At 67.1% G+C, this 21,243-nt stretch carries 19 protein-coding genes and 5 pseudogenes; 2 read left to right on the top strand and 22 right to left on the bottom strand.

The window, feature by feature from the left end; translation table 11 throughout:
- Positions 1–30: 30 nt before the first annotated feature.
- From AC0IX7_RS19820 to nadC, 5 genes and pseudogenes are all read right to left on the bottom strand, one after another.
- Positions 31–4,108: pseudogene (locus tag AC0IX7_RS19820) on the bottom strand (translocation/assembly module TamB domain-containing protein).
- Positions 4,109–4,197: 89 nt separating this feature from the next.
- Complete coding sequence (locus AC0IX7_RS19815) at positions 4,198–6,228, bottom strand: autotransporter assembly complex protein TamA (protein ID WP_471813563.1); 2,031 nt, start codon at positions 6,226–6,228, stop codon at positions 4,198–4,200.
- A gap of 604 nt (positions 6,229–6,832) precedes the next feature.
- Positions 6,833–7,546: a ribonuclease T2 family protein gene (locus tag AC0IX7_RS19810; protein ID WP_471813561.1), complete on the bottom strand. Its 714-nt coding sequence runs from the start codon at positions 7,544–7,546 to the stop codon at positions 6,833–6,835.
- Positions 7,536–7,997, bottom strand: a complete 462-nt coding sequence (locus tag AC0IX7_RS19805; protein ID WP_471813559.1) for a hypothetical protein — start codon at positions 7,995–7,997, stop codon at positions 7,536–7,538. The genes AC0IX7_RS19810 and AC0IX7_RS19805 overlap by 11 nt, the downstream gene beginning before the upstream one ends.
- A 59-nt stretch (positions 7,998–8,056) precedes the next feature.
- Complete coding sequence (nadC, locus tag AC0IX7_RS19800; protein ID WP_471813557.1) at positions 8,057–8,905, bottom strand: carboxylating nicotinate-nucleotide diphosphorylase; 849 nt, start codon at positions 8,903–8,905, stop codon at positions 8,057–8,059.
- Here nadC and AC0IX7_RS19795 point away from each other — a divergent pair.
- The gene (locus AC0IX7_RS19795) at positions 8,893–9,219 is read left to right on the top strand and encodes a hypothetical protein (RefSeq protein WP_471813555.1); all 327 of its coding nucleotides are present in this window, start codon (positions 8,893–8,895) and stop codon (positions 9,217–9,219) included. The two genes, nadC and AC0IX7_RS19795, sit on opposite strands and share 13 nt — an antisense overlap.
- Positions 9,220–9,263: 44 nt before the next feature.
- On the opposite strand, the gene nadA is transcribed toward AC0IX7_RS19795, so the two are convergent.
- The 6 genes from nadA to AC0IX7_RS19765 all read right to left on the bottom strand — a co-directional run bounded on the left by nadA (position 9,264) and on the right by AC0IX7_RS19765 (position 13,000).
- Entirely contained in the window at positions 9,264–10,247 is a 984-nt protein-coding gene (nadA, locus tag AC0IX7_RS19790; protein ID WP_471813554.1) for a quinolinate synthase NadA, read from the bottom strand.
- A gap of 15 nt (positions 10,248–10,262) precedes the next feature.
- Positions 10,263–10,997, bottom strand: a complete 735-nt coding sequence (locus AC0IX7_RS19785) for a DUF4230 domain-containing protein (protein ID WP_471813552.1) — start codon at positions 10,995–10,997, stop codon at positions 10,263–10,265.
- The gene (locus tag AC0IX7_RS19780) at positions 10,979–11,836 is read right to left on the bottom strand and encodes an MBL fold metallo-hydrolase (protein ID WP_471813550.1); all 858 of its coding nucleotides are present in this window, start codon (positions 11,834–11,836) and stop codon (positions 10,979–10,981) included. The genes AC0IX7_RS19785 and AC0IX7_RS19780 overlap by 19 nt, the downstream gene beginning before the upstream one ends.
- A gap of 274 nt (positions 11,837–12,110) precedes the next feature.
- Complete coding sequence (gene grxD / locus AC0IX7_RS19775; protein WP_187505124.1) at positions 12,111–12,434, bottom strand: Grx4 family monothiol glutaredoxin; 324 nt, start codon at positions 12,432–12,434, stop codon at positions 12,111–12,113.
- Between the two features lie 10 nt (positions 12,435–12,444).
- A complete protein-coding gene (locus tag AC0IX7_RS19770; RefSeq protein WP_187505125.1) occupies positions 12,445–12,675 on the bottom strand; it encodes a BolA/IbaG family iron-sulfur metabolism protein in 231 nt (76 codons plus the stop codon).
- 1 nt (position 12,676) lies between these two features.
- Entirely contained in the window at positions 12,677–13,000 is a 324-nt protein-coding gene (locus tag AC0IX7_RS19765; RefSeq protein WP_187505126.1) for a DUF1476 domain-containing protein, read from the bottom strand.
- Between the two features lie 164 nt (positions 13,001–13,164).
- Between AC0IX7_RS19765 and AC0IX7_RS19760 the strand changes: the two genes are divergently transcribed.
- Positions 13,165–13,302 (top strand): hypothetical protein, encoded by a 138-nt coding sequence (locus AC0IX7_RS19760; protein WP_471813548.1) that lies wholly within the window; start codon positions 13,165–13,167, stop codon positions 13,300–13,302.
- A 72-nt stretch (positions 13,303–13,374) separates the two neighbouring features.
- Here AC0IX7_RS19760 and AC0IX7_RS19755 read toward each other — a convergent pair.
- The 11 genes and pseudogenes from AC0IX7_RS19755 to AC0IX7_RS19705 all read right to left on the bottom strand — a co-directional run bounded on the left by AC0IX7_RS19755 (position 13,375) and on the right by AC0IX7_RS19705 (position 21,200).
- Positions 13,375–14,372 (bottom strand): annotated as a pseudogene (locus AC0IX7_RS19755) (NADPH:quinone oxidoreductase family protein).
- Positions 14,335–14,965: pseudogene (gene leuD / locus AC0IX7_RS19750) on the bottom strand (3-isopropylmalate dehydratase small subunit). Before leuD ends, AC0IX7_RS19755 begins: the two co-directional pseudogenes overlap by 38 nt.
- Positions 14,966–15,062: 97 nt before the next feature.
- Positions 15,063–16,498 (bottom strand): annotated as a pseudogene (gene leuC, locus AC0IX7_RS19745) (3-isopropylmalate dehydratase large subunit).
- 201 nt (positions 16,499–16,699) lie between these two features.
- Complete coding sequence (locus tag AC0IX7_RS19740) at positions 16,700–17,419, bottom strand: alpha/beta hydrolase (protein ID WP_471813546.1); 720 nt, start codon at positions 17,417–17,419, stop codon at positions 16,700–16,702.
- Positions 17,413–17,628, bottom strand: coding sequence for a hypothetical protein (locus tag AC0IX7_RS19735; protein ID WP_471813544.1), 216 nt, complete (start codon positions 17,626–17,628; stop codon positions 17,413–17,415). The genes AC0IX7_RS19740 and AC0IX7_RS19735 overlap by 7 nt, the downstream gene beginning before the upstream one ends.
- Positions 17,628–18,263, bottom strand: a complete 636-nt coding sequence (locus AC0IX7_RS19730) for a 3-oxoacid CoA-transferase subunit B (protein WP_471813543.1) — start codon at positions 18,261–18,263, stop codon at positions 17,628–17,630. Before AC0IX7_RS19730 ends, AC0IX7_RS19735 begins: the two co-directional genes overlap by 1 nt.
- Positions 18,263–18,571 carry a DUF5076 domain-containing protein gene (locus AC0IX7_RS19725; RefSeq protein WP_471813541.1) on the bottom strand — a complete coding sequence of 103 codons (309 nt, stop codon included), beginning with the start codon at positions 18,569–18,571 and terminating at the stop codon, positions 18,263–18,265. The genes AC0IX7_RS19730 and AC0IX7_RS19725 overlap by 1 nt, the downstream gene beginning before the upstream one ends.
- Complete coding sequence (locus tag AC0IX7_RS19720) at positions 18,568–19,344, bottom strand: HAD family acid phosphatase (RefSeq protein WP_471813540.1); 777 nt, start codon at positions 19,342–19,344, stop codon at positions 18,568–18,570. The genes AC0IX7_RS19725 and AC0IX7_RS19720 overlap by 4 nt, the downstream gene beginning before the upstream one ends.
- Before the next feature lie 178 nt (positions 19,345–19,522).
- Positions 19,523–20,232: pseudogene (locus tag AC0IX7_RS19715) on the bottom strand (CoA transferase subunit A).
- Positions 20,233–20,301: 69 nt separating this feature from the next.
- Positions 20,302–20,637 carry an SMP-30/gluconolactonase/LRE family protein gene (locus AC0IX7_RS19710; RefSeq protein ID WP_471813539.1) on the bottom strand — a complete coding sequence of 112 codons (336 nt, stop codon included), beginning with the start codon at positions 20,635–20,637 and terminating at the stop codon, positions 20,302–20,304.
- On the bottom strand, positions 20,634–21,200 hold the full coding sequence (locus tag AC0IX7_RS19705; RefSeq protein WP_471813537.1) for an SMP-30/gluconolactonase/LRE family protein: 567 nt from the start codon (positions 21,198–21,200) through the stop codon (positions 20,634–20,636). Before AC0IX7_RS19705 ends, AC0IX7_RS19710 begins: the two co-directional genes overlap by 4 nt.
- Between the last annotated feature and the right edge of the window lie 43 nt (positions 21,201–21,243).

Raw genomic sequence — 21,243 nt, 5'->3', positions numbered from 1 at the left:
CTTCCTAGCGAGACCGGCGCGCGCGATCATTCAATAATCCCTCGACACGCGCACGTTCGCGCTCTGGCGCCCTAGCGTCGAGATGCTCGACAGCAACGACAGCCAGCGGGTGACCTGGAACTCGACCTGCGTCGCCGAATAGCCCTGACCGTCGGTGACGATCTCCGCATACAGCCGCCGCGTGACGTATTTGCCCGCCGCGATCGACGTCCCCTGCCCGGTCTGCGGATCGGCGGGGAGGATGCGCAGGCGATCGAGACCGGCCGCGCGACGCACCGCGTTGATCGGGTTCAGACCGCTGCCACCGCCCTGCAATGCCGCCACCGCCGCCGCCAGCTGCAACGCCTCGGGCGCGGACAGATTGGTGATCGAGGTGCCGAACAACAGCCGCGAGAGCAGTTCGTCTTCGGGCAAAGCGGGCGTGCTGGTGAAGCCGATCTCGGGCTTCCGCGCATAGCCGGTCACCCGGATCGACGCGCTGAGCCCGGTCGAATCCGCGTTCGCCTCGATATCGAGCGCCGGGTTGGCGGGCACCCCGCCGTCGAACCGGATCACGCCGCGCGCGAGTTCGAACTGGCGGCCGGCGAACTCGTAATCGCCGCGGACCAGCGTCGCGCGACCGGTGATCGCCGGGTTATCGGGCGCGCCCGCGATCTGGAGGTTGGCGGACCATTCGCTGGTCAGCCCGAGGCCGCTGACCATCACCTGGTTGGGGGCACGCGCCTTGATCGCCAGCGTCCAGGGCGTGGTCCGTTTCGCGGTCTCTTCCCCGCCCTCGGGCAGGTTGATCTCGCGGATGTTGAGCTGCGGCACCGCGCTGGCGGCGGTCGCCTGGCCGAGACGATAGCGGCTCTTGTCGAGCAGGACGTCGCCCGCGATCGTGCCGCCCGAGCCGTTCGACTTGAACGTCAGCGGCCCGGAGACGGTGGCGCCGATGTCGTCGCGGTTGATCATCACCGCCTTGTCGGCCTGCAGCGTGAGGTCGAGGCCGATCCCGGCGGCGGCGGCGAATTCGAACTGGCCGGTGCCGGTGACGCGCCCGCCCTTGCCCGCGTCCGCGCCGAACCGGTCGATCACGAGCCGCGAGCCGCCGAAGCGGCCGGTCGCCTGGACGTCGGTCAGGACGGTGCCGGTGGTCGCGCTTCGATCCGCGCGCCGTTCGCCTGGACGACGCCGCGCAGGGTCGGGTTGGCGAGCGTGCCGACGACGTCCGCCCCGATCGCGACCGGGCCCGACAGGTCGAAAAGCTCGACGCCGGTGAGGCGCCAGAGTGTGTCGGCCGGGCCGCTGTAGCGGAGTTGCCCGAACAGGCGGGCGTTGGTGATTCGGCTTGCCAGATCGCCCTGCCCGAGTGGCGCGAGTTGCGCCTGGGCGCGGCCGATCGTCTTGCCGCCCGACGCGATCACCGCGCGCAGGCCGAGCTTGTCGGGCGAGAGCACCGCCGCCACGCCGACGTCGATCGGTCGCGACGACAGGACGAGACCGGCGCGGGCGAGGCCGCGGATCGTGAGGTCGGCCTTGCCGGTCGGCGCAGCGCCATTCGTCGTAGCGAAGTTGAAACGCCCCGATGCCGAACCGCTCAGGCCGAGGCCCGGATAGCCGATGTCGAGCAGGGCGAGCGGCATGCGCGTCAGGCTGGCGTCGATCGCAGTGCTGGTCGCGGTGAAGAGCCCCTCGATCTGCGCCTCGCCGCCGCCGAAGCTGAGCTTAGTCGGGGCGAGGTGCCAGCCGTCTTCGGCCTGGGTGACGACGGCTGGCGTGAGGAGTTTCAGGGGGCGACCGTCGAGCGTCCCTTGCGCGGAGATCGCATAGCTGTTCGCGGTGACCTGCGTGACGCTCTGGATATCGAACGCACGACCGCGCGAGCCGGCGATCGATGCCTTGATCGTGCCTATGCCACCGCGCAGCGAGGCCGAACCGTTGAACCGCGCGAGGCTGAGCGCGCCGCGGCGCAGGCCAAGGCCCGTCGCGGTCGCCTCGATCGAGGTGCCGGCGGGATCGAGCAGCGTGACGAAATCGAGCTTGCCCTGGCGAAGTGCAACGGTGTCGAGCGTCGCGGCTTTTGCAGCGAGATGGCCTTCAATGCGCTGGATCTGGCCGACCGGACGGAACAGGAGTTCACCCGAGATACCGCCGCCCGCGACCGCGAGCGCACCGTTGAAGCCGCCATCGACGACCGCGATATTGCCGCTCGCTTTGGTGCCGGCGACGTTCAACGCGGCGATCGCGATCGTCGCGCCCTGGCCCGGCGGCAACAGGATCGCGCCGTTGGTGGTGAACGGCCCGAGCCGCGATCCGCCCGCCGCGGTGAACGCGAACCCCTGCGCCGTCGGATCGAGATGCGCGCGGACGTTCGACAGGCCGAGCGTAGCGTTGGGGCTCGCGAAGACGAGGTCGAGCGTCGGCTTCTCGATCTGCCCGTCGAGTTTCAGCGTCACCGGGCCATAGGTCTGCTGGCGCCCGCCGCCCTCGAAATGGAAGGTCCCATCCCGACGCCGGTAACCGTTGCCGGTCAGCCGGATCTGCGGCGCGGTCAGCACGAGGTTGGTGAAGTGCAGCACGCCGTCGGTGGTGCGTTCGAGGTTGGTCGTGATCCGCGGCAATCCGCCCGCCAGGCTGCGGAAGAACGCATTGTCGAGCCGCACCATCTGCGCGCTTCCCTGCCCGATCACCCGCGTACCCTTGCGGTTCGGGCCGGGGACCACCCGAAGCGTGGACTTCACGTCGACGATGCCGAGCCCGGGGATCAGATAGCGCCCAAGCCCGCCATTAATGCCGACCTCGAACTGCCCATTGCGCAGGTCGACGACCAGATTGATGCTGCCGGTGAGCTTGTCGGACCGGAGCTTCAGCGCGTCGCCGGTCAGCAGCGTCGGGGTCACGCGGAGCAGCCCGTCGACCGACAGGTTGCGCAGGATCCCGCCCGCCACCGTGCCGACGCCGGTGACGCGGGCGGCGGTGAAGCGGATCGGCACCGTCACCGGCGCAGCGGACAGCCGCCCTTGCCCGCGGCGTGCGCGTTCTCGAACCCGGTCTGGTCGAAGGCGAAGCGGCCGGCGTCGATCCGGTAGTCGAACGCCGCGGTCGCGAACGGCCCGTCAAGGATCGCGCGCAGTTCGACCATGTTGCCCGTCATATTGGCGAACAGCGCGGGCGGACGCAGCAGCCGCGCCTTGATCCGCACGTCGCGGTACGCGTTGGCGCCGAGATCGATGATGCCGGTCGTGTCCACCGCCAGCGCCGGCGTGCGCAACGAGAGTTGCCCGTCCAGCCGGCGGTTGGCGAACCCCGCACTGCCGTTGACGAGCACGCGCGGCGCGGTCAGCTTTTGCAGCCGCCCCTTGAGCAGCGACGACGGCGCGAGCGTGCCGGACAGCGTATAGCGCCCGGCGAGCTGCGCCAGCGCGAGATCGACCACCCGCGTCGTCCCGATCATGCCGTTCGCGCGACCGTTCCACTTCGCCCAGCTGCCGTCGCCGGTCACCGCCAGCGCGACCGGCGCCTTCGCCTTGACCATCCGCGCGAGCACGCCGCTTGCCGCGCCGCGCGCCGCCACGTCGATATCGAAGCGATCGCGCGCCGGTTCGGCGTCGATCCGCAGCTTCAAATCATCGCTGCCGGCAACCCGCGCCTTCAGGTCGACCAGCGCTCGGCCTGCACGAATGTCCGCACGGCCAGCAAGCCGCGCGATCCGCTTCGTTCCCAGCACGCGTTTCGCCAGCGTCAGCCGGCCGACCGACAATTCGCCGATATGGATGTCGAAATCAGGCAAGATGGGCCCGCGAGTCTTCGACGGTCGGGTGCGCGGCGTGTGCGTCAGGATCGCGCGATCGACGATCAGCCGCTGTATCTCCAGCCGGCCCGAGAACCAGTCGAACGGCGACCAGTCCAGGGACACGTTCGGCGCCTGGAAGACGAGCCCTTCCAGGTCGTACACGCGCAGATCGACCAGACGCGTATCGCCGTACAACGAACCCTCGATCCGCCCGACCGTGAAGCGCAACCCGTTGGCGGTCCTGATCGCCGCGATCCGGTCGGCGACGAAGCGGTGGCCGATGCCGGTATCGACGATCAGCAACGCCGTGCCGAGGATCACCAGCAGCGCCATGACCGCGCTGACGATCCACCGCCACCACGCAATGCGGCGCTTCGGCGGCGGCGTCTGAAGACCGGTGTCCCCGCGCAGGAAATCCTCGCTCAAAACGCCTGCCCCAGCGATACGTACACGGCGATGCGGCTGTCGCCCGGCTGCGGGTTGATCGGCGTGCCGACGTCGAGGCGGATCGGCCCGAAGTTCGAATAATAGCGCACGCCGATCCCGGTGCCATATTGCAGCCCGGTGAATTTCGGCAGCGGCGAGGTATAGATGTTGCCCGCGTCGAGGAACGGCACGACGCCGAAATTGCCGAACACACGCACGCGGGCTTCTATCGAAAATTCGGTCAGGCTGCGCCCGCCGATCGGGTCGTTGTTGGGGTCGCGCGGGCCGATCGACTGATAGCCATAGCCGCGCACCGACGCGCCGCCGCCGGCGTAGAACCGCCGTGACGGCGCCACCTGATCGCGCGGCGCACCGACGATCGTGCCGAGCCGCGTCCGCGCCGCGAGCACCACGCTGCCGCCGATCGGCTGATACACGCTGCCGTCGAACTGCGTCCGCGTGTAGCCGAACACCGCCCCCTGCAACGACACTTCGGGGCTGAGCCGTCCGCCCAGTCGAAAGCCCTTGGTCGGGTTCAGCAGGTCGTCGGAGCCGTCGTAGTTGAGACTGGTCGGCAGCGCGCCGATGAAGAACGTCCGCCGCCGCGGATCGCCGGTCGACAGGATGACGTCGCGCTCGTCCGACGCGATCAGTTCGGAACCGATCGACCACGTCCAGGTCTTCTGGAAGAAGATATTGGTCTGCCGCTCCAGCGTGCCCGCGAGCGTGAAGGTCTTCGCGTCATACGCATCGCGATTGGTGTGCACCGCGGAGGCCTGCAGCGTCAGCACGCGGTCGCGCGCCTGGAAATTGTTGCGCCGGAACACGATCGAGCCGAGCTGCTCCTGCGTCCCCAGCACGCTGCGCAACGTCAGCGCGCCCTCGGGCGGGAACAGATTGCGGTGCGTCCAGCTGATCTCCGCGCGCGCGCCTTCGCCGGTGCCATAGCCGAGTTCGCCCGCGACGGTGTGCGGCGGCGCCCGATCGAGCTTCACCGCGACATCGACGGTGTCGGGCGTCGCGCCCTGCACGGGCTTGATGTCGACCGCGGATACGAGGCTGGTCTGGATCAGCGCGCGGCGGAGATCGTCGATCTTGGCCGCGTCATATAGGTCGCCCGGCGAAAAGCGCGCGATCTCCGCGACATGATCGGCACCGAACACCCGGTTGCCGGGGAGTGCGACGATCTGCCCGAATTTGCGCGCGCCGCCGGGCTGCACCGACAGGTCGAGTGTCGCGGTGCGCGTGGCGTGGTCGACGACGATCGCCGGATCGCCGACCTTGGCGAAGGGGAAGCCCTCGCGGCCGATCTGCGTCGTTAGCTTGGCCTGCCCGGCGACGATCGCATCGGAATTGACCGGATCCTCGGGCTTCACGCCGAACGCGGTGACGAGGCCGGGCGCCTTGTCGCCCGCCGCGGCGATCCCGTCGATCGTCACGCCCTTGAATTTATAGAGCGTGCCGGGGGTGGCCGACAGCACCACCATCGGCTTCGCGCCGGGTTCGACCCGGGTGACGACGTTGGCGTCGTAATAGCCCTCCGCGCGCAACAGGCTGTTGAGCAGGTCGGCATCCTCGCGCGCCCGCCGATCGAGCTGCGCGGCGTTGGCAGCCTGGTGATCGTTCGCGTCGAGCGTCGAGAGTTGGGCGAACCGCTGGCGCAGCAGCGTGTCGTTGATGCCGTCGATCCCGTCGATCCGCCAGGCATAGCGGCTCTCGGCATTGGCATCCACCGCGGCGATCGCCGCGGCCGGATCCATCGGCGACGCGGCGAGATCGGGCCAGCCGACGCCGATATCGGGCAGCGCGGCCAGCGGGGAATTGGGGTCGAGCGATATCGGGGTTTCGGCGGGAGTTCTTGCCGCCGGAATTGACGATGGGCTCGCCGATGGACTCGAACGCGAACCGGGCGCAGTCGGCACCTGAGCAGGCGTGGTTTGTGCATCCGCACCGGAAACGGCTGCCCCGGCGGTCGTCAGAACGAAAAAGACGGCGGCCGGCCCGGCTCGCCCGACGCGGAACACCATGTTCGGCTCCTAGCCGGGCTTGTCGTTCCGGAACAGTATGTAACGCCGTATTTCCGCCACGTTTCGTCCGGGCGACGAATCGCGGGCGGCGCGCGGCTGGTATCCCGCCGCTCAGCGTGGCAGGACATGCCGATGGCCGACCCGACTTCCCGCGACACCCTCCCCCCACAAGGACCCCAGCGCCGCGGGCGGCTTCCTCGTCGCGCTCGGCATGCTGGGCGGCGCCGGCGTGGGCTTCGCGATCGGGCAAGCGACGCCGGGGTTTCTAGTCGGGACCGGAGTCGGCGTAGCGGCGGCGGTGCTGGTCTGGTTGAAGGACCGCCGCTAGGCGCTCCCGTCGGCCGTTTTCCGCGGTTCGAGCGCGGCGCCAGAACCAAATAACCAGTCCTCACGATCCTCCCCCGCCAGGGGAGGTGGCAGGCTTGCCTGACGGAGGGGAGGGCACGAAACCGACGTTATCGCCCTCTCCCTCCGTCGCTGCGCGCCACCTCCCCTGGCGGGGGAGGATCAAGGGGATCGTCGAACGCGAGTATTACCGACACCGGCACGCGCACCGAGACCGACACCGGTCACAAAACCTTGATCACCCCTCGATCATGCCCCTCTACCGGCCACCCCGCCAGATCTGCAACGGCGCCGTCGGAGCCAGTCCACCTTGGTGCACCGGGCAGCGACGATAGCGAAAACGTCGGTCCAGGCAGATCCAGACCTCGTCGAGCCAACCCTGCCTCGTCGCCGTCACCCGCATCATGTCCGGCTTCAAGCCGGGGTTCGCGCCTGCCATCGCCGCCGCGAACCGTCCTGCGGTCATCTGAGTCCGCGATAACGCGTTCATGTCCGGATAGCGGAGCTTGCCGTACAGTCCGGCCGACTGGTTGAAATACTTCGCCGGACGATAGCCGGGCATGCAGGTGCCGTGCTTCGCCCATTCGTGCTGAAGTAACTGCGCGGACGGCGTGGTGCAGAGATGCGCGCGGATCACCGGCGGCGGGACGAGGCCGGCGGCGTGGCAATATTGCGGCCAGTCCTTGCCGACGCCGTCCGGCCAGAGCCCGTGCAGCGTGAAGCCGAACCGGTTGCCCGCGCCGCACTGGAAGGTCGATCCCGCACGATCGCCATTGTCCCGGCAATATTGCGGCGCCCAGGTGATCGCGAGCGTATAGCTGCCGATCGGGATGTCGCGCTTCGGCTGGCTCGCCGAGGGCAGATCGGGGCGGACGCGCTCGACCGACGCCGGGGCCGAGCATTGATAGGCCTGTGCCTGGACCACGCCCGGCAAGGCCAGTGCCACGGCGGCGAGCATCACTCTAGCGATCATGCGACATCTCCTCGAAAGTGTCCGACTCGTCGGGATCGGGCAGTTCGCCGAGCCAGCGCTTTGCATCCGCCTTGAATAAAAGGAGCGCCGCGGCGACGTACAGGGCATCGGCGGCGAACGAGACGATCGAGATCGTGCCGATCGTCGTCTGCCCTCGCGCCACGCTTGCCAGCGACAGGCCGACGCCAACGATCGACAGCACCGCCAGTACCAGGACGACCCACTTAGCCGCCACGCTGGGCGAGCGCGCGGTAAAATACCAGAGCAGCAGCGTGATCGCGATGCCCGCGACCTGAAACGCCGGCAGGATCCAGCCGACCTGCGCCAGGACCGGGTTGGCCGCGACCAGCGCGGCGCGCTGCGACCAGCTCATCGCGGAAACGATCAAGCCGAGCACGAACGAGGCGAGATACAGCCTTTCGTAGCGCACGATCGATATCGGCCTGACCATGCTTGTCGTTCCCTGTCTTGCTGTGTCGCGCCCGGTTCACGCCGCGATCGGCGCGGTCGTCAGGCGGTCGCGAAGTCCAGGCCTATATCCGCCGCCGGTGCCGACTGCGTCAAGCGGCCGACCGAGACATAGGTGACGCCGCTCTCGGCGATCGCGCGGATCGTATCGAGATTGACGCCGCCCGAGGCCTCGGTCGGCACGCGGCCGGCGACCAGCGTCACCGCCTTGCGCAAGGTGGCGGGCGCCATGTTGTCGAGCAGCAGGTGCGTCGCTCCGGCCGCGAGCGCGGGCTCGATCTGGTCGATCCGGTCGACCTCGACGATGATGTGCGCGATCCCCGCGGCCTTTGCGCGCCGCACCGCTTCGGCGACGCCGCCGGCGACCGCGACGTGATTGTCCTTGATCATCGCCGCATCCCACAGCCCCATCCGGTGGTTCTGCGCGCCGCCCATCCGGGTCGCGTATTTCTCCAGCACGCGCAGGCCGGGAATGGTCTTGCGCGTGTCGAGCAGGATCGCGCCGGTGCCCGCCATCGCATCGACATAGCGGCGCGTCATCGTCGCGATGCCCGACAGATGCTGGACGGTGTTGAGCGCGGATCGCTCGGCGGTGAGCAGCGCCCGCCCCGCCCCTTCGAGCCGCAGCAATTCGGTGCCCGCCGCGACCTGCTGGCCGTCCTGGACGAGGCGTTCGATCCGCACATCCGGATCGAGTGCGCGGAAGAACGCTTCGGCGAGGTCGAGCCCGGCGACGACGATCGGATCGCGACTGTCCATCACGCCGGTGAACCGTGCGTTCGCAGGGATCACCGCGGCGGACGTGATGTCGCCGATCGTGCCGAGATCCTCGGCCAGCGTCGCCGCGACGAACGCAGGAATGTCGAAGGTTTCGGGCAATGCTGCGTTCACCTAAACTCTCCCAGAAATTGCCGGCCGGCGATGCCAGCGCCGGTGCCAAAAACTGTGCGCGGGGACAGCGAACTTACGCCGCCGCCGAGCGACGAAATTATTTCGAGCAACCCGGAACCAAATCGAATTGTCCGAGTTGCACGATCGAGCCCTGGGGAATTGCCATGCCTACGAAGACGTTAGCCGATACTGCACGCCTGAACGCGTTGCTCGACGAAGCGCTTGCGCTAGCCGATGCGCTTCAGTTGCCGATCGCGGCGATTCATATCGACCAGGCGCTTGCCCAGATCAACGCAAACGCTTCGGCGGCCTGACGCCATCGGGCGGGGACACCCCGCCCGATCCACGGCCCCGGGGGTCATTGGGGCCCGAGATCACCCTTGCCGACCGTGTTCGAGGCCATCGACAACATCGCGTCGAGGCTCTTCTTGGCCTGAAGTCGAAGCCCCTCCTCGATCTCGATGCGCGGGCTCAGATCGCGTAGCGCGACATAGAGTTTTTCCAGCGTGTTGAGCGCCATGTACGGGCAGATGTTGCAGTTGCAGTTGCCGTCCGCGCCGGGTGCACCGATGAAGCGCTTGTTCGGCAGCGCCTTTTCCATCTGATGGATGATGTGCGGTTCGGTCGCGACGATCAGCGTGTCGCCCGACATCGCCAGCGCATAATCGAGAATGCCGCGCGTCGAGCCGACATAATCCGCGTGATCGAGGATGATCGGCGGGCATTCGGGGTGCGCTACGACGGGCGCACCGGGATGCTGCGCCTTGAGCTTCATCAGTTCGGTTTCGCTGAAAGCCTCGTGGACGATGCACACCCCCGGCCACAGCAGCATGTCGCGACCCGTCTTGCGCGCGAGATAGCCGCCGAGGTTGCGGTCCGGGCCGAAGATGATCTTCTGGTCGAGCGGGATCTGCGCGAGGATCGTATCCGCCGACGAACTCGTGACGATGATATCGGACAGCGCCTTCACCTCGGTCGAGCAGTTGATGTAGGTCAGCGCGATGTGATCGGGATGCTTGGCGCGGAAGGCCGCGAACTGCTCGGGCGGGCAGCTGTCCTCCAGGCTGCACCCGGCGTCCATGTCGGGCAGCACGACGATCTTGTCGGGCGACAGGATCTTGGCGGTCTCGGCCATGAACCGCACGCCGCAGAACGCGATGACGTCGGCGTCGGTCGCCGCCGCCTTGCGCGACAGATCGAGGCTGTCGCCGACGAAATCGGCGAGATCCTGCAACTCGGGCTTCTGGTAGTAATGCGCGAGGATGACGGCGTTCTTCTCCTTGCGGAGGCGCTCGATCTCGGCGCGGATGTCGATGCCGGCGAAGTTCTGGTTCAATTCCATGGTCGTATCCCGAGTTTAACGTGCATTCCCTAGCACGTCCTGCAGCGAGCGCGAGGTGTCCCAGCGCTCCGTATTCGCGACCGGTTCGTCGGCAAAGCGAACCGCGACGGTCGCGTCGATCCCGGCGGCGCGCAGCGGCATCGCGAAACTGCGTTCCACCGCCCTGCGCGTGGCGTCCCGCGCGAGCTTGATCATGGCGGGTTCGCGCGCCTGGCGGATCAGTTCGATCTGGCCGGCGCGACGGTTGGCGGCGTCAAGGCGCTTCTCGGCATCGGTGAAGGTGGTCAGCACGCCGCCCGAGCCATATTCGCGGACCGCGTTCAGATCGACCTGCGGGCCGTCCGCCTCGACCGCGGGCAGGCGCACCGACAACGTCTTGGCGGTGCCGTCCCAGGCGACATCCGCCTGGGTCAGCTTGGCCATGTCGACCTCGTAGCGGACCATGCCGGGCATGATCAGCGTCTTCTCGGTGGTGAAGCCCAGTTGCGTCTGTTTCGAGGTGACGACCGCGACATAGCGCGCGGCGAAGGCGGACAGGCGATTCTGCTCGCGCAGACCCGCCAGGCTGGCACTGGCGATCGTCGTCGGATCGGGCGTCAGCCGGTCGCTGACATAGCGCTGCACGCCCCACAGCGCGAGCAACCCTGCAAGCACGAGTATGACGATCACGCCGACCGCCTTGGCCAGGAATGCGCTGACGCCGCCGCTACGCACGGGGGTCGGGTCGGGGCTCAGGTTATCGTCTGCCATGTCTCGCCTTCCTCGATTACCAGTCCGCGGGTTTGCAAATCGTAGAGATGCGCCAGCACCGATCGCTCGGCGGCCGGCACGAGCCGCGGGTCGAGACCGACATACATGCGCTCGACCATCGCCGGGATCAGCCGTGCACCGTCGCGGAGCAGGCGGAGGATCTGGCCCTCGCGCTGCTTGCGGTGGCCGAGCATGCCGCGGACGAGGCGTTGCGGCTTTTCGATCGCCTCGCCGTGGCCGGGATAATAGACGCTGTCGTCGCGCCCCATCAGCTTTTCGAGGCTCGCCATGTACGCCGTCATGTTGCCATCGGGAGGCGATACGATCGTGGTCGACCAGCCCATCACGTGATCGCCGGAGAACAGCGCCTTCGTCTCGGGCAGCGCGAAGGCGAGGTGGTTAGAGGTGTGGCCCGGCGTTGCGATCGCCTGGAGCGTCCAGCCATCGCCGTCGACGGTGTCGCCCTCGGCGAGAATCTGGTCGGGGGCATAGGCGGGGTCGAACGACGCGTCCGCCCGCGCGCCCGCGTCGTCGAGGTCGAAAGGTGCCGCACCGACGATCAGGGCGCCGGTGATCGCTCGCAGCGGACGCGTGGCGGGGCTGTGGTCGCGATGATGGTGCGTGACGACGATCGCGTTGACCGGGCGGCCATCGATCGCGCGGATCAAGGCTTCGATATGCGCGGGATCGTCGGGGCCGGGATCTATCACGGCAAGGTCGGTGGTGCCGACGATGTGCGTCTGCGTGCCGGTATAGGTGTAGGGCGACGGATTGGGCGCGAGCACGCGGAGCACGAGCGGCTCGAGCTGGATCGGGATACCGGTCGGATGCTCAGCCATGGGTGCGAGATGGCGGGTCCGTGCGGCGATGGCAAGACCTGCGTGTTACAGTCGATCGTCGGCGTTCTTTACATGTCGGCCGTCGGCGAGGATGGCGTTAACTATCGAAGACCGCGCAAATTGCGGGCGCGGGCAAATTGGCATGGTGAGTGCATCGCTTACGACGTCACCGAGCGCATCCGCGTTCATGTAGGGTGGATCGACCGCTACCGTCCGGTCTCGCGTCGATCCACCCTCCCCGGTGTCATTCTCAAGTCAGCCGATGCCTGGCGCCTCAGTTCGCCTTTTGTGTCTCGAACAACTGCTTCAGTTCGCCGCTTTCGTACATTTCCATCATGATGTCGGAGCCGCCGACGAATTCACCGTCGACATAGAGCTGCGGAATGGTGGGCCAGTCCGAATAGGCCTTGATGCCCTGACGGATGCCCTGGTCCTGCAGCACGTCGACGCTCTCGAACTCGACCTCGAGATGGTTGAGGATCGCGATCGCCCGGCTGGAAAAGCCGCACTGCGGGAAGAGCGGGCTGCCCTTCATGAACAACACTACCGGGCTGGCTTTGACCAGGGCATCGATGCGGGCGTTGGAATCGTCGGTCATGTGTCGGTCCTCAGGAAATTGCGGTCGTAAGTTGCAGGGCGTGCAGGACGCCGCCCATCCGTCCGCCGAGCGCGGCGTAGACGGCCTGATGCTGCTTCACGCGGCTCATCCCCGCAAAGCTCGCCGCGGTCACCTTGGCGGCATAGTGATCGCCGTCGCCGGCGAGATCGGTGATCTCGACCTTGGCATCGGGAATTGCGTCGCGGATCATGGTCGCGATGTCGTCGGCAGCCATTGGCATGTCAGCGCGACTCCAGCAATTGGCGACGCGCCTCGATCATCTGCTGCGCGAGCGCGCGGCGGACGGTCGCTTCGTCATGGTCGAGGCCGGCTGCGGTCAGATCGCCGACGAGCTTGCGCACGACGTCGTCGTCGCCGCCACCCTCCATGTCGGCATGGACAAGAGCGGTCGCGTACGCGTCGGTCTCCTCGGGCGTGAGCTTCATCTCGTGCGCGGCCCATCCCCCGAGCAGGCGGTTGCGGCGCGCGGTAATCCGGAACGCCATCTCCTCTTCGCGCGCGAAATGAGCTTCGCTGGCGCGTTCGCGATCTTCGAAAATGGTCATATCGCGGGTCCCCGTTCAGTCTCGTCGTCGAGCCCGAGATAGGTCGCCGACCGCCGCTACGCAACAATCGACGAAACGCAGTAGAGATCCTACTAGCGTAGAGCGACGAAATGACCGATATATAAGACGGCTACGTGACAATATGCGCGAGCAGGAGAGTGATCATGATCGGTTTTTCGGCACCTGCCCCTACCACTCCTATGCGGACGGCACCGCCAGTCGTGCATGGCTTGGCGTACGGCGTGCTGGCATCCGTCATGATGTGGGCCGCCATCGGGGCTGTCGTCTACAACTTCGTCTGAACGGCTTCGTCTCAACGGCTCAACCCGACAAGCTGAATGGGTTGAGCCGAACAAGGCGCGGGACGGCCGGCGTCAGCCGACCTCCACCACGAGTTTTCCGATAGCGCCGCGCGCCGCCATCTTGGCGATCGCCTTGCCGCCGTCTTCGAACGCGAAGACTTCGGTCACGCGTGGCGCAATCTTTCCCTCGGCCCATAGGGCGAAAAGCGTTTCGATATGCGCCTGGTTCGCCTTCGGATCGCGGGCGGCAAACGCGCCCCAGAATACGCCGCAAACGTCGCAGCTCTTTAGTAGCGTCAGGTTGAGGGGCAGCTTGGGAATGCCGGCGGGAAGCCGACTACGAGGTACTTGCCCTCCCACGCGATCGATCGCAGCGCCGGCTCGGCATAATCGCCGCCGACCGGATCGTAGATCACGTGCGCGCCGTCGCGACCGACCGCGGCCTTGAACTGTTCGGCGAGCGCCTTCGACTGGTCTTTGTCGAACGGCGTGCGGGCGTAGATCAGCGTTTCGTCGGCACCGGCGGATTTGGCGGCGGCGGCTTTTTCCTCGGACGAGACCGCGGCGACGACCTTTGCGCCGAACGCCTTGCCGAGTTCGATCGCGGCGAGGCCTACCCCGCCGGCTGCGCCGAGGACGAGCAAGGTCTGCCCCGCCTGGATGTGGCCGCGGTCCAGCAGCGCGTGGATCGTCGTGCCGTAAGTGAGGATCAGCGAGGCACCCTCTGCGAAGCTGCGGCCTTCGGGGAGGCGATAGAGCTTGGCGGGGTCGGCGATGACCTGCTCGCACAGGCCGCCGTGGCCGAGCATCGCGATCACGCGGTCGCCGATCTCCCAGCCCGTCACGCCTTCGCCGATCGAAGCGATCGTGCCGGCGATCTCGCCGCCCGGTGCGAACGGGCGCTGCGGTTTGAACTGGTATTTGTCCTCGATGATCAGGACGTCGGGGAAGTTGATCGCGCAGGCCTTAACCGCGACGACGACCTCTCCGGGGCCGGCCACCAGATCGGGCAGCTCGACCATTTCCAGAGTTTCAGGTCCGCCGATCGCCTTCGATACCAATGCCCGCATACCCGCTCTCCACCGCCATCCAGGGGCGATCTCGATGCGACCGCCTCCTCGAAATTTGAAATCTGGGTATCCCTTGCCAGTGTCAGACCGACTTCGTCCAGCCCTTCCATCAGGCATTGCCGGCGGAATGCGTCGAGTTCGAAGGTGAAGCGGTCCTGGAACGGGGTGGTGACGGTCATCGTCTCGAGATCGACGGTGACGACCTGATCCTTGGCGACCTCGAGGAGGCGGTCGATCGCCTCTTGCGGGAGGACGACGGGGACGATGCCGTTTTTGAATGCGTTACCCGAGAAGATGTCCGAGAAGCTCGGCGCGATCACCGCGGTGATGCCCATGTCGGCGAGCGCCCAGGCGGCATGCTCGCGGCTGGAGCCGCAGCCGAAATTATCGCCGGCAATGAGTATCGGCGCGCCGGCATAGCGCGGGTCGTCGAATATGTTGCCGGGCTGCGCGCGGACCGTTTCGAACGCGCCGCGGCCGAGGCCGGTGCGCGTGATCGTCTTCAGCCAGTGCGCCGGGATGATGACGTCGGTGTCGATGTTCTTCGCGCCCCAGGGATAGGCGCGGCCCGAGACGGTCGTGACGGGGGTCATCGCTGTTCCGTGCGCTCCGGGGTGGTGCGCGCCGATGCGACATAGGCCGCGACGCCGCTGATCATTGCGCCAGCCGCCAGCAATACGAAAACCTTCTTCATGCTCGTTCCCCCATCAACTCTCTGACGTCGCTCAGCTTACCGGTCACCGCCGCCGCTGCCGCCATCGCAGGTGATACCAGATGCGTGCGGGCTCCGGGACCCTGTCGGCCGACGAAATTACGGTTCGACGTGGAAGCGCAACGCTCCCCGCAGGGACTTTGTCCGGGTTCATCGCGAGGCACATCGAACAGCCCGGCTCGCGCCATTCGAAACCGGCGTCGATGAAGATCTTGTCGAGCCCTTCAGCTTCGGCCTGCCGCTTCACGAGGCCCGAACCAGGGACGACGAGAGCGCGGACGCCGGTCGCGACGTGGCGGCCGTCGGCGATCGCCGCGGCGGCACGGAGATCCTCGATACGGCTGTTGGTGCAACTGCCGATGAAGACGTGCTGGATGGTCACGTCGCGCATCGCGGTGCCGGCGGTGAGCCCCATATACTCGAGCGACTTTCGTGCGGCCGCCTGCTTGGCGGGATCGGCGAAGCTCGACGGTTCGGGGACGACGCCGGTGATCGGCACGACGTCCTCGGGGCTGGTGCCCCAGGTCAGGCCGGGGGCGATATCGGCGGCGTCGAGCACGACGGACTTATCGTACTTCGCGCCGGGATCGGTGGCGAGGCGACGCCACCACGCGACGGCGCGATCCCAGTTCTCGCCGGTCGGCGCCATCGGGCGACCCTTGAGGTAGGCGAATGTGGTGTCGTCGGGCGCGATCAGGCCGGCGCGGGCGCCCGCCTCGATCGACATGTTGGCGATCGTCAGGCGACCCTCAATCGACATGTTGCGGATCACGCTGCCGGTGAATTCGATGACGTGGCCGGTACCGCCGGCCGCGCCGATCTTGCCGATGATCGCGAGAATGACGTCCTTCGGGCTGACGCCGAAGCCGAGTTTGCCATCGACGCGGACTTCCATCGTCTTGGCCTGCGACAACAACAGCGTCTGCGTGGCGAGGACATGCTCGACTTCGCTAGTGCCGATCCCGAACGCCAAAGCACCGAGTGCGCCGTGCGCGGAGGTGTGGCTGTCGCCGCAGACCAGCGTGGTGCCGGGGAGCGTGAAGCCCTGTTCCGGACCGACGACGTGAACGATGCCCTGCTCGACGGCCATTGCATCGATATAGTCGATGCCGAACTCGGTCGTATTGCGGCGGAGCGCGTCGAGCTGTTGCGCGCTCTCGGGGTCGGCGATCGGCAGGACGCGGCCGGCGGCGTCTTTCCGCGCGGTGGTCGGCAAATTGTGATCGGGGACGGCGAGCGTCAGGTCGGGGCGGCGTACCTTGCGGCCCGCCACGCGGAGACCTTCGAAGGCCTGCGGGCTGGTGACTTCGTGGACGAGGTGGCGGTCGATATAGATTAGGCAGGTGCCGTCGTCGCGGCGTTCGACGACGTGCGCCGCCCAAATCTTTTCGTACAGCGTTTGTGGAGTGGCCATGATGGGGCGCGCGTTAACCGAAATAGGCTGCCGCGCCAAGGTTCGATGTAATTTTCGGTCGCTGAACCGTGTGCGTAGAGCGATCGCGAGAAGATGTTCTCCCGCGAAGGCGGGAGTCCAGACTGGGTCCCTGCCTCCGCGGGGAAAACGGCGAGGGGATCGACATAGACTACGTCATCCTGACGAAAGTCAGGACCTAGGCTACCACGCGCAACTTTCGTGGCTCTGGGTCCTGACTTTCGTCAGGATGACGGGAGGAGGCATCGCCCGGTTCAGGAACGCGACGCTGTCGGCCAGCACCGGCGCTTTCCCGCGGAACGGCTTCGACAGCGCCATCGCCACGTTTTCGTGGCTGAGGCCGGGATAGTCGATGTGCGTGACCGGTGCGCCGAGCGCCTTCAACCGCGCGGTGAGGTTGATGGCGTTGTGCGGCTTTACCTGCGTGTCGTCGCCCGCCGTAATTAGCAGCATCGGCGGCGTGTCCGCCCGCGCGAAGTGGATCGGCTGGGTCATCACCGGATCGGCGGCGCCCTGCATCGCGTCGATCGCGCGCTTGGCGGTGAAGGGGTAGAAATCATAGGGCCCGCACAGGCCGACCGCGGCCTTGATGATGTGCGGGTCGACGCCTTCCGCTTTCAGCCAGCGCTGGTCGAGCGTCAGCATCGCGACGGTGTAGGCGCCCGCGGAATGGCCGGCGACGGCGATCCGGTTCGGGTCTCCGCCCGACTGCGCGATGTGGTCGCGGGTCCACTTCACCGCTTCGGCGCCGTCCTGGACGAAGGCGGGGAAGCGGACGTCGGGAACCTTGCGGTAGTCGGGCATGACGACGACGTAGCCCGCCTTTGCATAGGCGCGCGCCGCGAACGCGTAGGCGTCGCGCGAGCCGTGGACCCAACCGCCGCCGTACCAGAAGATCAGCACCGGCAGGCCGGTCTTCGCGCCACCGGATGGACGCCAGACGTCGAGCTTCTGGCCGTGCGTGCCGAACGGGACACCTTCCTCACCCGCGCCGTGCCGCGCCCGCCGCCCATCACGCCGTCGAGGACGCTGAGCGTGGCGGGCCCGGCCGTGAACGCCGCGCCCGCAATCAGGATCACGATCAGCGCGATGACGATGGCGGCGCGCTTCATTAGGCGGTGTAGTGCGCCGTCGTCTTCGCCGCGACCTCGTCCGCGGTCACGCCGAGGGCGAGTTCGACCAGCTGGAACGGGCTGTCGTGATCAGGGCGCTGGAATACCGCCAAGTCCGTGACGATCATGTCGACGACGTTCTTGCCGGTCAGCGGCAGCGTGCAGGACGGGATGAACTTTGGCGTCCCATCCTTAGCATTGTGGTCCATCACGACGATGATCTGCTTGACGCCCGCGACGAGGTCCATCGCGCCGCCCATACCCTTGATCATTTTCCCCGGGATCATCCAGTTGGCGATGTCGCCGTCCTCGCTGACCTCCATCGCGCCAAGTACCGTCAGGTCGATATGGCCGCCGCGGATCATCGCGAAGCTGTCCGACGAACTGAAATACACCGACGAGGGGAGTTCGCTGATCGTCTGCTTGCCCGCGTTGATCAGGTCGGCGTCCTCCTCGCCCGCGTACGGGAACGGCCCGATCCCGAGCATGCCGTTTTCCGACTGGAGCGTGACGGTCATGCCCTCGGGAATGTTGTTCGCGACCAGCGTCGGGATGCCGATGCCCAGGTTGACGTAGTATCCGTCCTTGAGTTCCTGCGCCGCGCGCGCGGCCATCTGGTTACGGTCCCAGGGCATCAGTGCATTCCTTCCTGGATGGTGGTGATGGTCGTGAACTGTTCGCGGAGTTCGGTGCCGACGCCGTCGACGATCGCCTGCAACGCGGTGTCCTCGGCAAGGCCCCAGGTGCCCACATAGGCGCGCGCGGCGTGGCGGATCGTGTCGGCGAGGAGGTAGCCGAACACGGTCGGATCCTCGAGGATGCCCGCGTCGATCAGCACGTTGCTGCCCGCGCCGTCGGTGATCCAGATGCGCGCGACTTCGACCGAGTCGGCGGTGAGTTGCGCGCCGTTGTCGAGTGCGATCGCGTTCGGGTGGTCGGTCATTGCTTGACGCCTCCGGTCGGGGCCCAGCGCAATGCGGGCGGGAATACCTCGTCGCGGCTGCCCTTCAGCGCGGTGCCGTAGACCGGGTTGGGGAGGACGAACCAGCCTGCGCCCCATTTCGCGGCGATCGCGGGTGACTGCACCACGGCGCGGCGCGCGGCGAGGGTCTGGCCGGCGTTGAACAGGTCGCTGAAGTCGCCGATCTGGTCGCCGCCCATTGCGACGACGCAGTATTTCGCGGCGATCGTCGCGCGGCGGCCGTCCTTCTTGGAACCGGTCGCGTCGTCACCCGACAGGAACAGCGTCTCGCCGTGGCGCGCGTGGCCGAGGCCGGCGGCTTCGATCGTGGCCTCTGTCTGTGCGGCGTTGGCGGCGGAGCGGTTGGTGTTGAAGATCACGGTGACGCCGATGGCGCGCAGGGCGGTGAGCGCTTCGCGGGCGCCGGGGACGGCGGCGACCTGCTTGATGCCGGTGCGTTCCCAGTCCTGCCAGCGGGCATCGGACCAGGGTTGGCCGGACGCCGCGTCGTATTCGAAGCCGAGGTTGAGGAGGATTGTCTCGTCGACGTCGAACACTGCGGCTTTCGGCTTGGTGCCGCAGGTGGTCCAGGTGGGCGCGGCGAGCGTGGCGCCTTGGGCGAGGACGACGGAGGTTGGCGTGCGTTGCGCGCGGACGTAGCCGACGAGCGCGTTCCAGGCCTGGATGCTGACAGCGGCGGCTTCGCCCGAGGCGTAGAGATATTGCATGCCGGCGGGGATGCCGTTCACCGTCACGGGGACCGCGGCGGTCGCGGGCGATACCGACGTTGGCGCGGAGACGCTGATGCATCCCTGGAGCGCCAGTGCCCCTGCGAACGCAGGGGTCCAGGATACCAGCCGCAGCGCCCGTGACCCTGGACTCCTGCGTGCGCAGGAGAACGGGGGTGCTTGCGATACACCGGTGCGCTTCGCGTCATGCCGTCGCGCGCTCGCGGACGGTGCGGAATTCGATCTGCTTGTCGTAGGGCGCGCCGACGATCATGCGCTTTACGTAGATGCCCGGCAGGTGGATCGTGTCGGGATCGAGGCTGCCGACCGGGACGATCTCCTCGACTTCGGCGACGCAGATCTTCCCCGCCGTTGCCATCGGCTGGTTGAAGTTGCGCGCGGTCTTGCGGAAGATGAGGTTGCCGCTCTCGTCCGCCTTCCAGCCCTTGATGATCGCGAGATCGGCACGGATGCCGCGTTCGAGGATGTATTCCTGGCCGTCGAAGACCTTCGTTTCCTTGCCCTCGGCGACCTGCGTGCCGACGCCGGTCTTGGTGTAGAAGCCGGGAATGCCCGCGCCCCTGCCCGGCAGCGTTCGGCGAGCGTGCCCTGCGGACAGAACTCGACCTCGAGCTCGCCGCTCAGATACTGCCGCTCGAATTCCTTGTTTTCGCCGACGTAGGACGAGATCATCTTCTTCACCTGGCGCGAGCGGAGCAGTTTCCCCAGCCCCTGCCCGTCGATCCCGGCATTGTTGCTGGCGATCGTCAGGTCCTTCACCCCAGACGCCTCGATCGCGTCGATCAGCCGCTCGGGGATGCCGCACAACCCGAACCCGCCCGCACAGATCGTCATGCCGTCGAACAGCACGCCTTCGAGTGCCGTTGCCGCATCGGTGTAGCGCTTGTTCGCCATGCATCCTCCTCTGGTCTTTCGCCTCGCATAAGGCGGCGCCTCGCGCTCGGCAACGCCCCTCGCGGCGACTCAGTGCGCGAGCGTCAGGCCGGGGCGCTTCCACCGGGTCTTCACTAGGCGGCCGCTGCCCGAGCAGGTGATGTAGGCGTCCATGCCGTCCGCACCGCCCCAGCAGATATTGGTCGTGAACACGTCGTCGGTCGCGACGAACTCGACCAGCTCTCCGGCGGGCGAGATCACGCTGATCCCGCATTCGCCGATCGTCGCGACGCAGATGTTGCCGCATGCCTCGATTCCCAGCGAGTCGAAGAACTTGTAGCCGGCGGGGCGGTAGAGCGGCGTGCCCGCGGCGCTGGCGACCTTGCCAGGCGCGACGATGTCGAACGCCATCAGGCGACAGGTCAAGGTCTCTGCCGCGTAGAGCCGCGTGCCGTCGGGGAGAGACCGATGCCGTTGGGGTTTTCGCTGGGGAAGATCACTTCTTTGAGCTGGGTCCCGTCGGCTTTCGCGTAGAAGATGCCGGTGATGTCGCGGGCGCGGTCGCGCGTTTTGCCGTGGTCGGTGAACCAGAAGCCGCCGTGCGAGATCGAAGACGATGTCGTTGGGGCCTCGCAGCGAGCAGCCGAAATCGCCGTTCCTGTAGAGAATTTCGATCGCGCCGGTGGCGATGTCGATCCGCTCGATGCGGCCGCCGGAATAGTCGTGCGGCTGGCCGTGCGGGGTGAGGAAGCCGTTGGTCTCGCGCCACGCGAAGCCGCCATTGTTGCAGCAATATAGCTTGCCGTCGGGGCCAAGCGCGAGGCCGTTGGGGCCGCCCCGGGTTCGGCGACCGTCGTTTTGGCGCCGTTGGGGGCGATGCGGGTGATGCGTCCGGCTTCGATCTCGACGAGGATGATGCTGCCGTCGGGCATCGCGACTGGACCCTCGGGGAAGCGCAAGCCACTGGCGACGGTGGTGAATTCGGTCATGAACCTCTCCGAGCGAGTCGGGTTTGCCCCGGCTTCGACGCCA

The sequence above is a fragment of the Sphingomonas sp. AC411 genome (genome assembly GCF_979253035.1).
The sequence above is the reverse complement of the archived record's forward strand: the minus strand, read 5'-3'. Positions and strand labels throughout refer to the sequence as shown.

Bases quoted from the DNA above. Each gene is read 5' to 3' on its own strand.
- AC0IX7_RS19815 (WP_471813563.1), bottom strand. From the start codon at position 6,228: ATGGTGTTCCGCGTCGGGCGAGCCGGGCCGGCCGCCGTCTTTTTCGTT.
- AC0IX7_RS19810 (WP_471813561.1), bottom strand. From the start codon at position 7,546: ATGATCGCTAGAGTGATGCTCGCCGCCGTGGCACTGGCCTTGCCGGGC.
- AC0IX7_RS19805 (WP_471813559.1), bottom strand. From the start codon at position 7,997: ATGGTCAGGCCGATATCGATCGTGCGCTACGAAAGGCTGTATCTCGCC.
- AC0IX7_RS19795 (WP_471813555.1), top strand. From the start codon at position 8,893: ATGCTGCGTTCACCTAAACTCTCCCAGAAATTGCCGGCCGGCGATGCC.
- nadA (WP_471813554.1), bottom strand. From the start codon at position 10,247: ATGGAATTGAACCAGAACTTCGCCGGCATCGACATCCGCGCCGAGATC.
- AC0IX7_RS19785 (WP_471813552.1), bottom strand. From the start codon at position 10,997: ATGGCAGACGATAACCTGAGCCCCGACCCGACCCCCGTGCGTAGCGGC.
- AC0IX7_RS19780 (WP_471813550.1), bottom strand. From the start codon at position 11,836: ATGGCTGAGCATCCGACCGGTATCCCGATCCAGCTCGAGCCGCTCGTG.
- grxD (WP_187505124.1), bottom strand. From the start codon at position 12,434: ATGACCGACGATTCCAACGCCCGCATCGATGCCCTGGTCAAAGCCAGC.
- AC0IX7_RS19770 (WP_187505125.1), bottom strand. From the start codon at position 12,675: ATGCCAATGGCTGCCGACGACATCGCGACCATGATCCGCGACGCAATT.
- AC0IX7_RS19765 (WP_187505126.1), bottom strand. From the start codon at position 13,000: ATGACCATTTTCGAAGATCGCGAACGCGCCAGCGAAGCTCATTTCGCG.
- AC0IX7_RS19760 (WP_471813548.1), top strand. From the start codon at position 13,165: ATGATCGGTTTTTCGGCACCTGCCCCTACCACTCCTATGCGGACGGCA.
- AC0IX7_RS19735 (WP_471813544.1), bottom strand. From the start codon at position 17,628: ATGAAGCGCGCCGCCATCGTCATCGCGCTGATCGTGATCCTGATTGCG.
- AC0IX7_RS19730 (WP_471813543.1), bottom strand. From the start codon at position 18,263: ATGCCCTGGGACCGTAACCAGATGGCCGCGCGCGCGGCGCAGGAACTC.
- AC0IX7_RS19725 (WP_471813541.1), bottom strand. From the start codon at position 18,571: ATGACCGACCACCCGAACGCGATCGCACTCGACAACGGCGCGCAACTC.
- AC0IX7_RS19705 (WP_471813537.1), bottom strand. From the start codon at position 21,200: ATGACCGAATTCACCACCGTCGCCAGTGGCTTGCGCTTCCCCGAGGGT.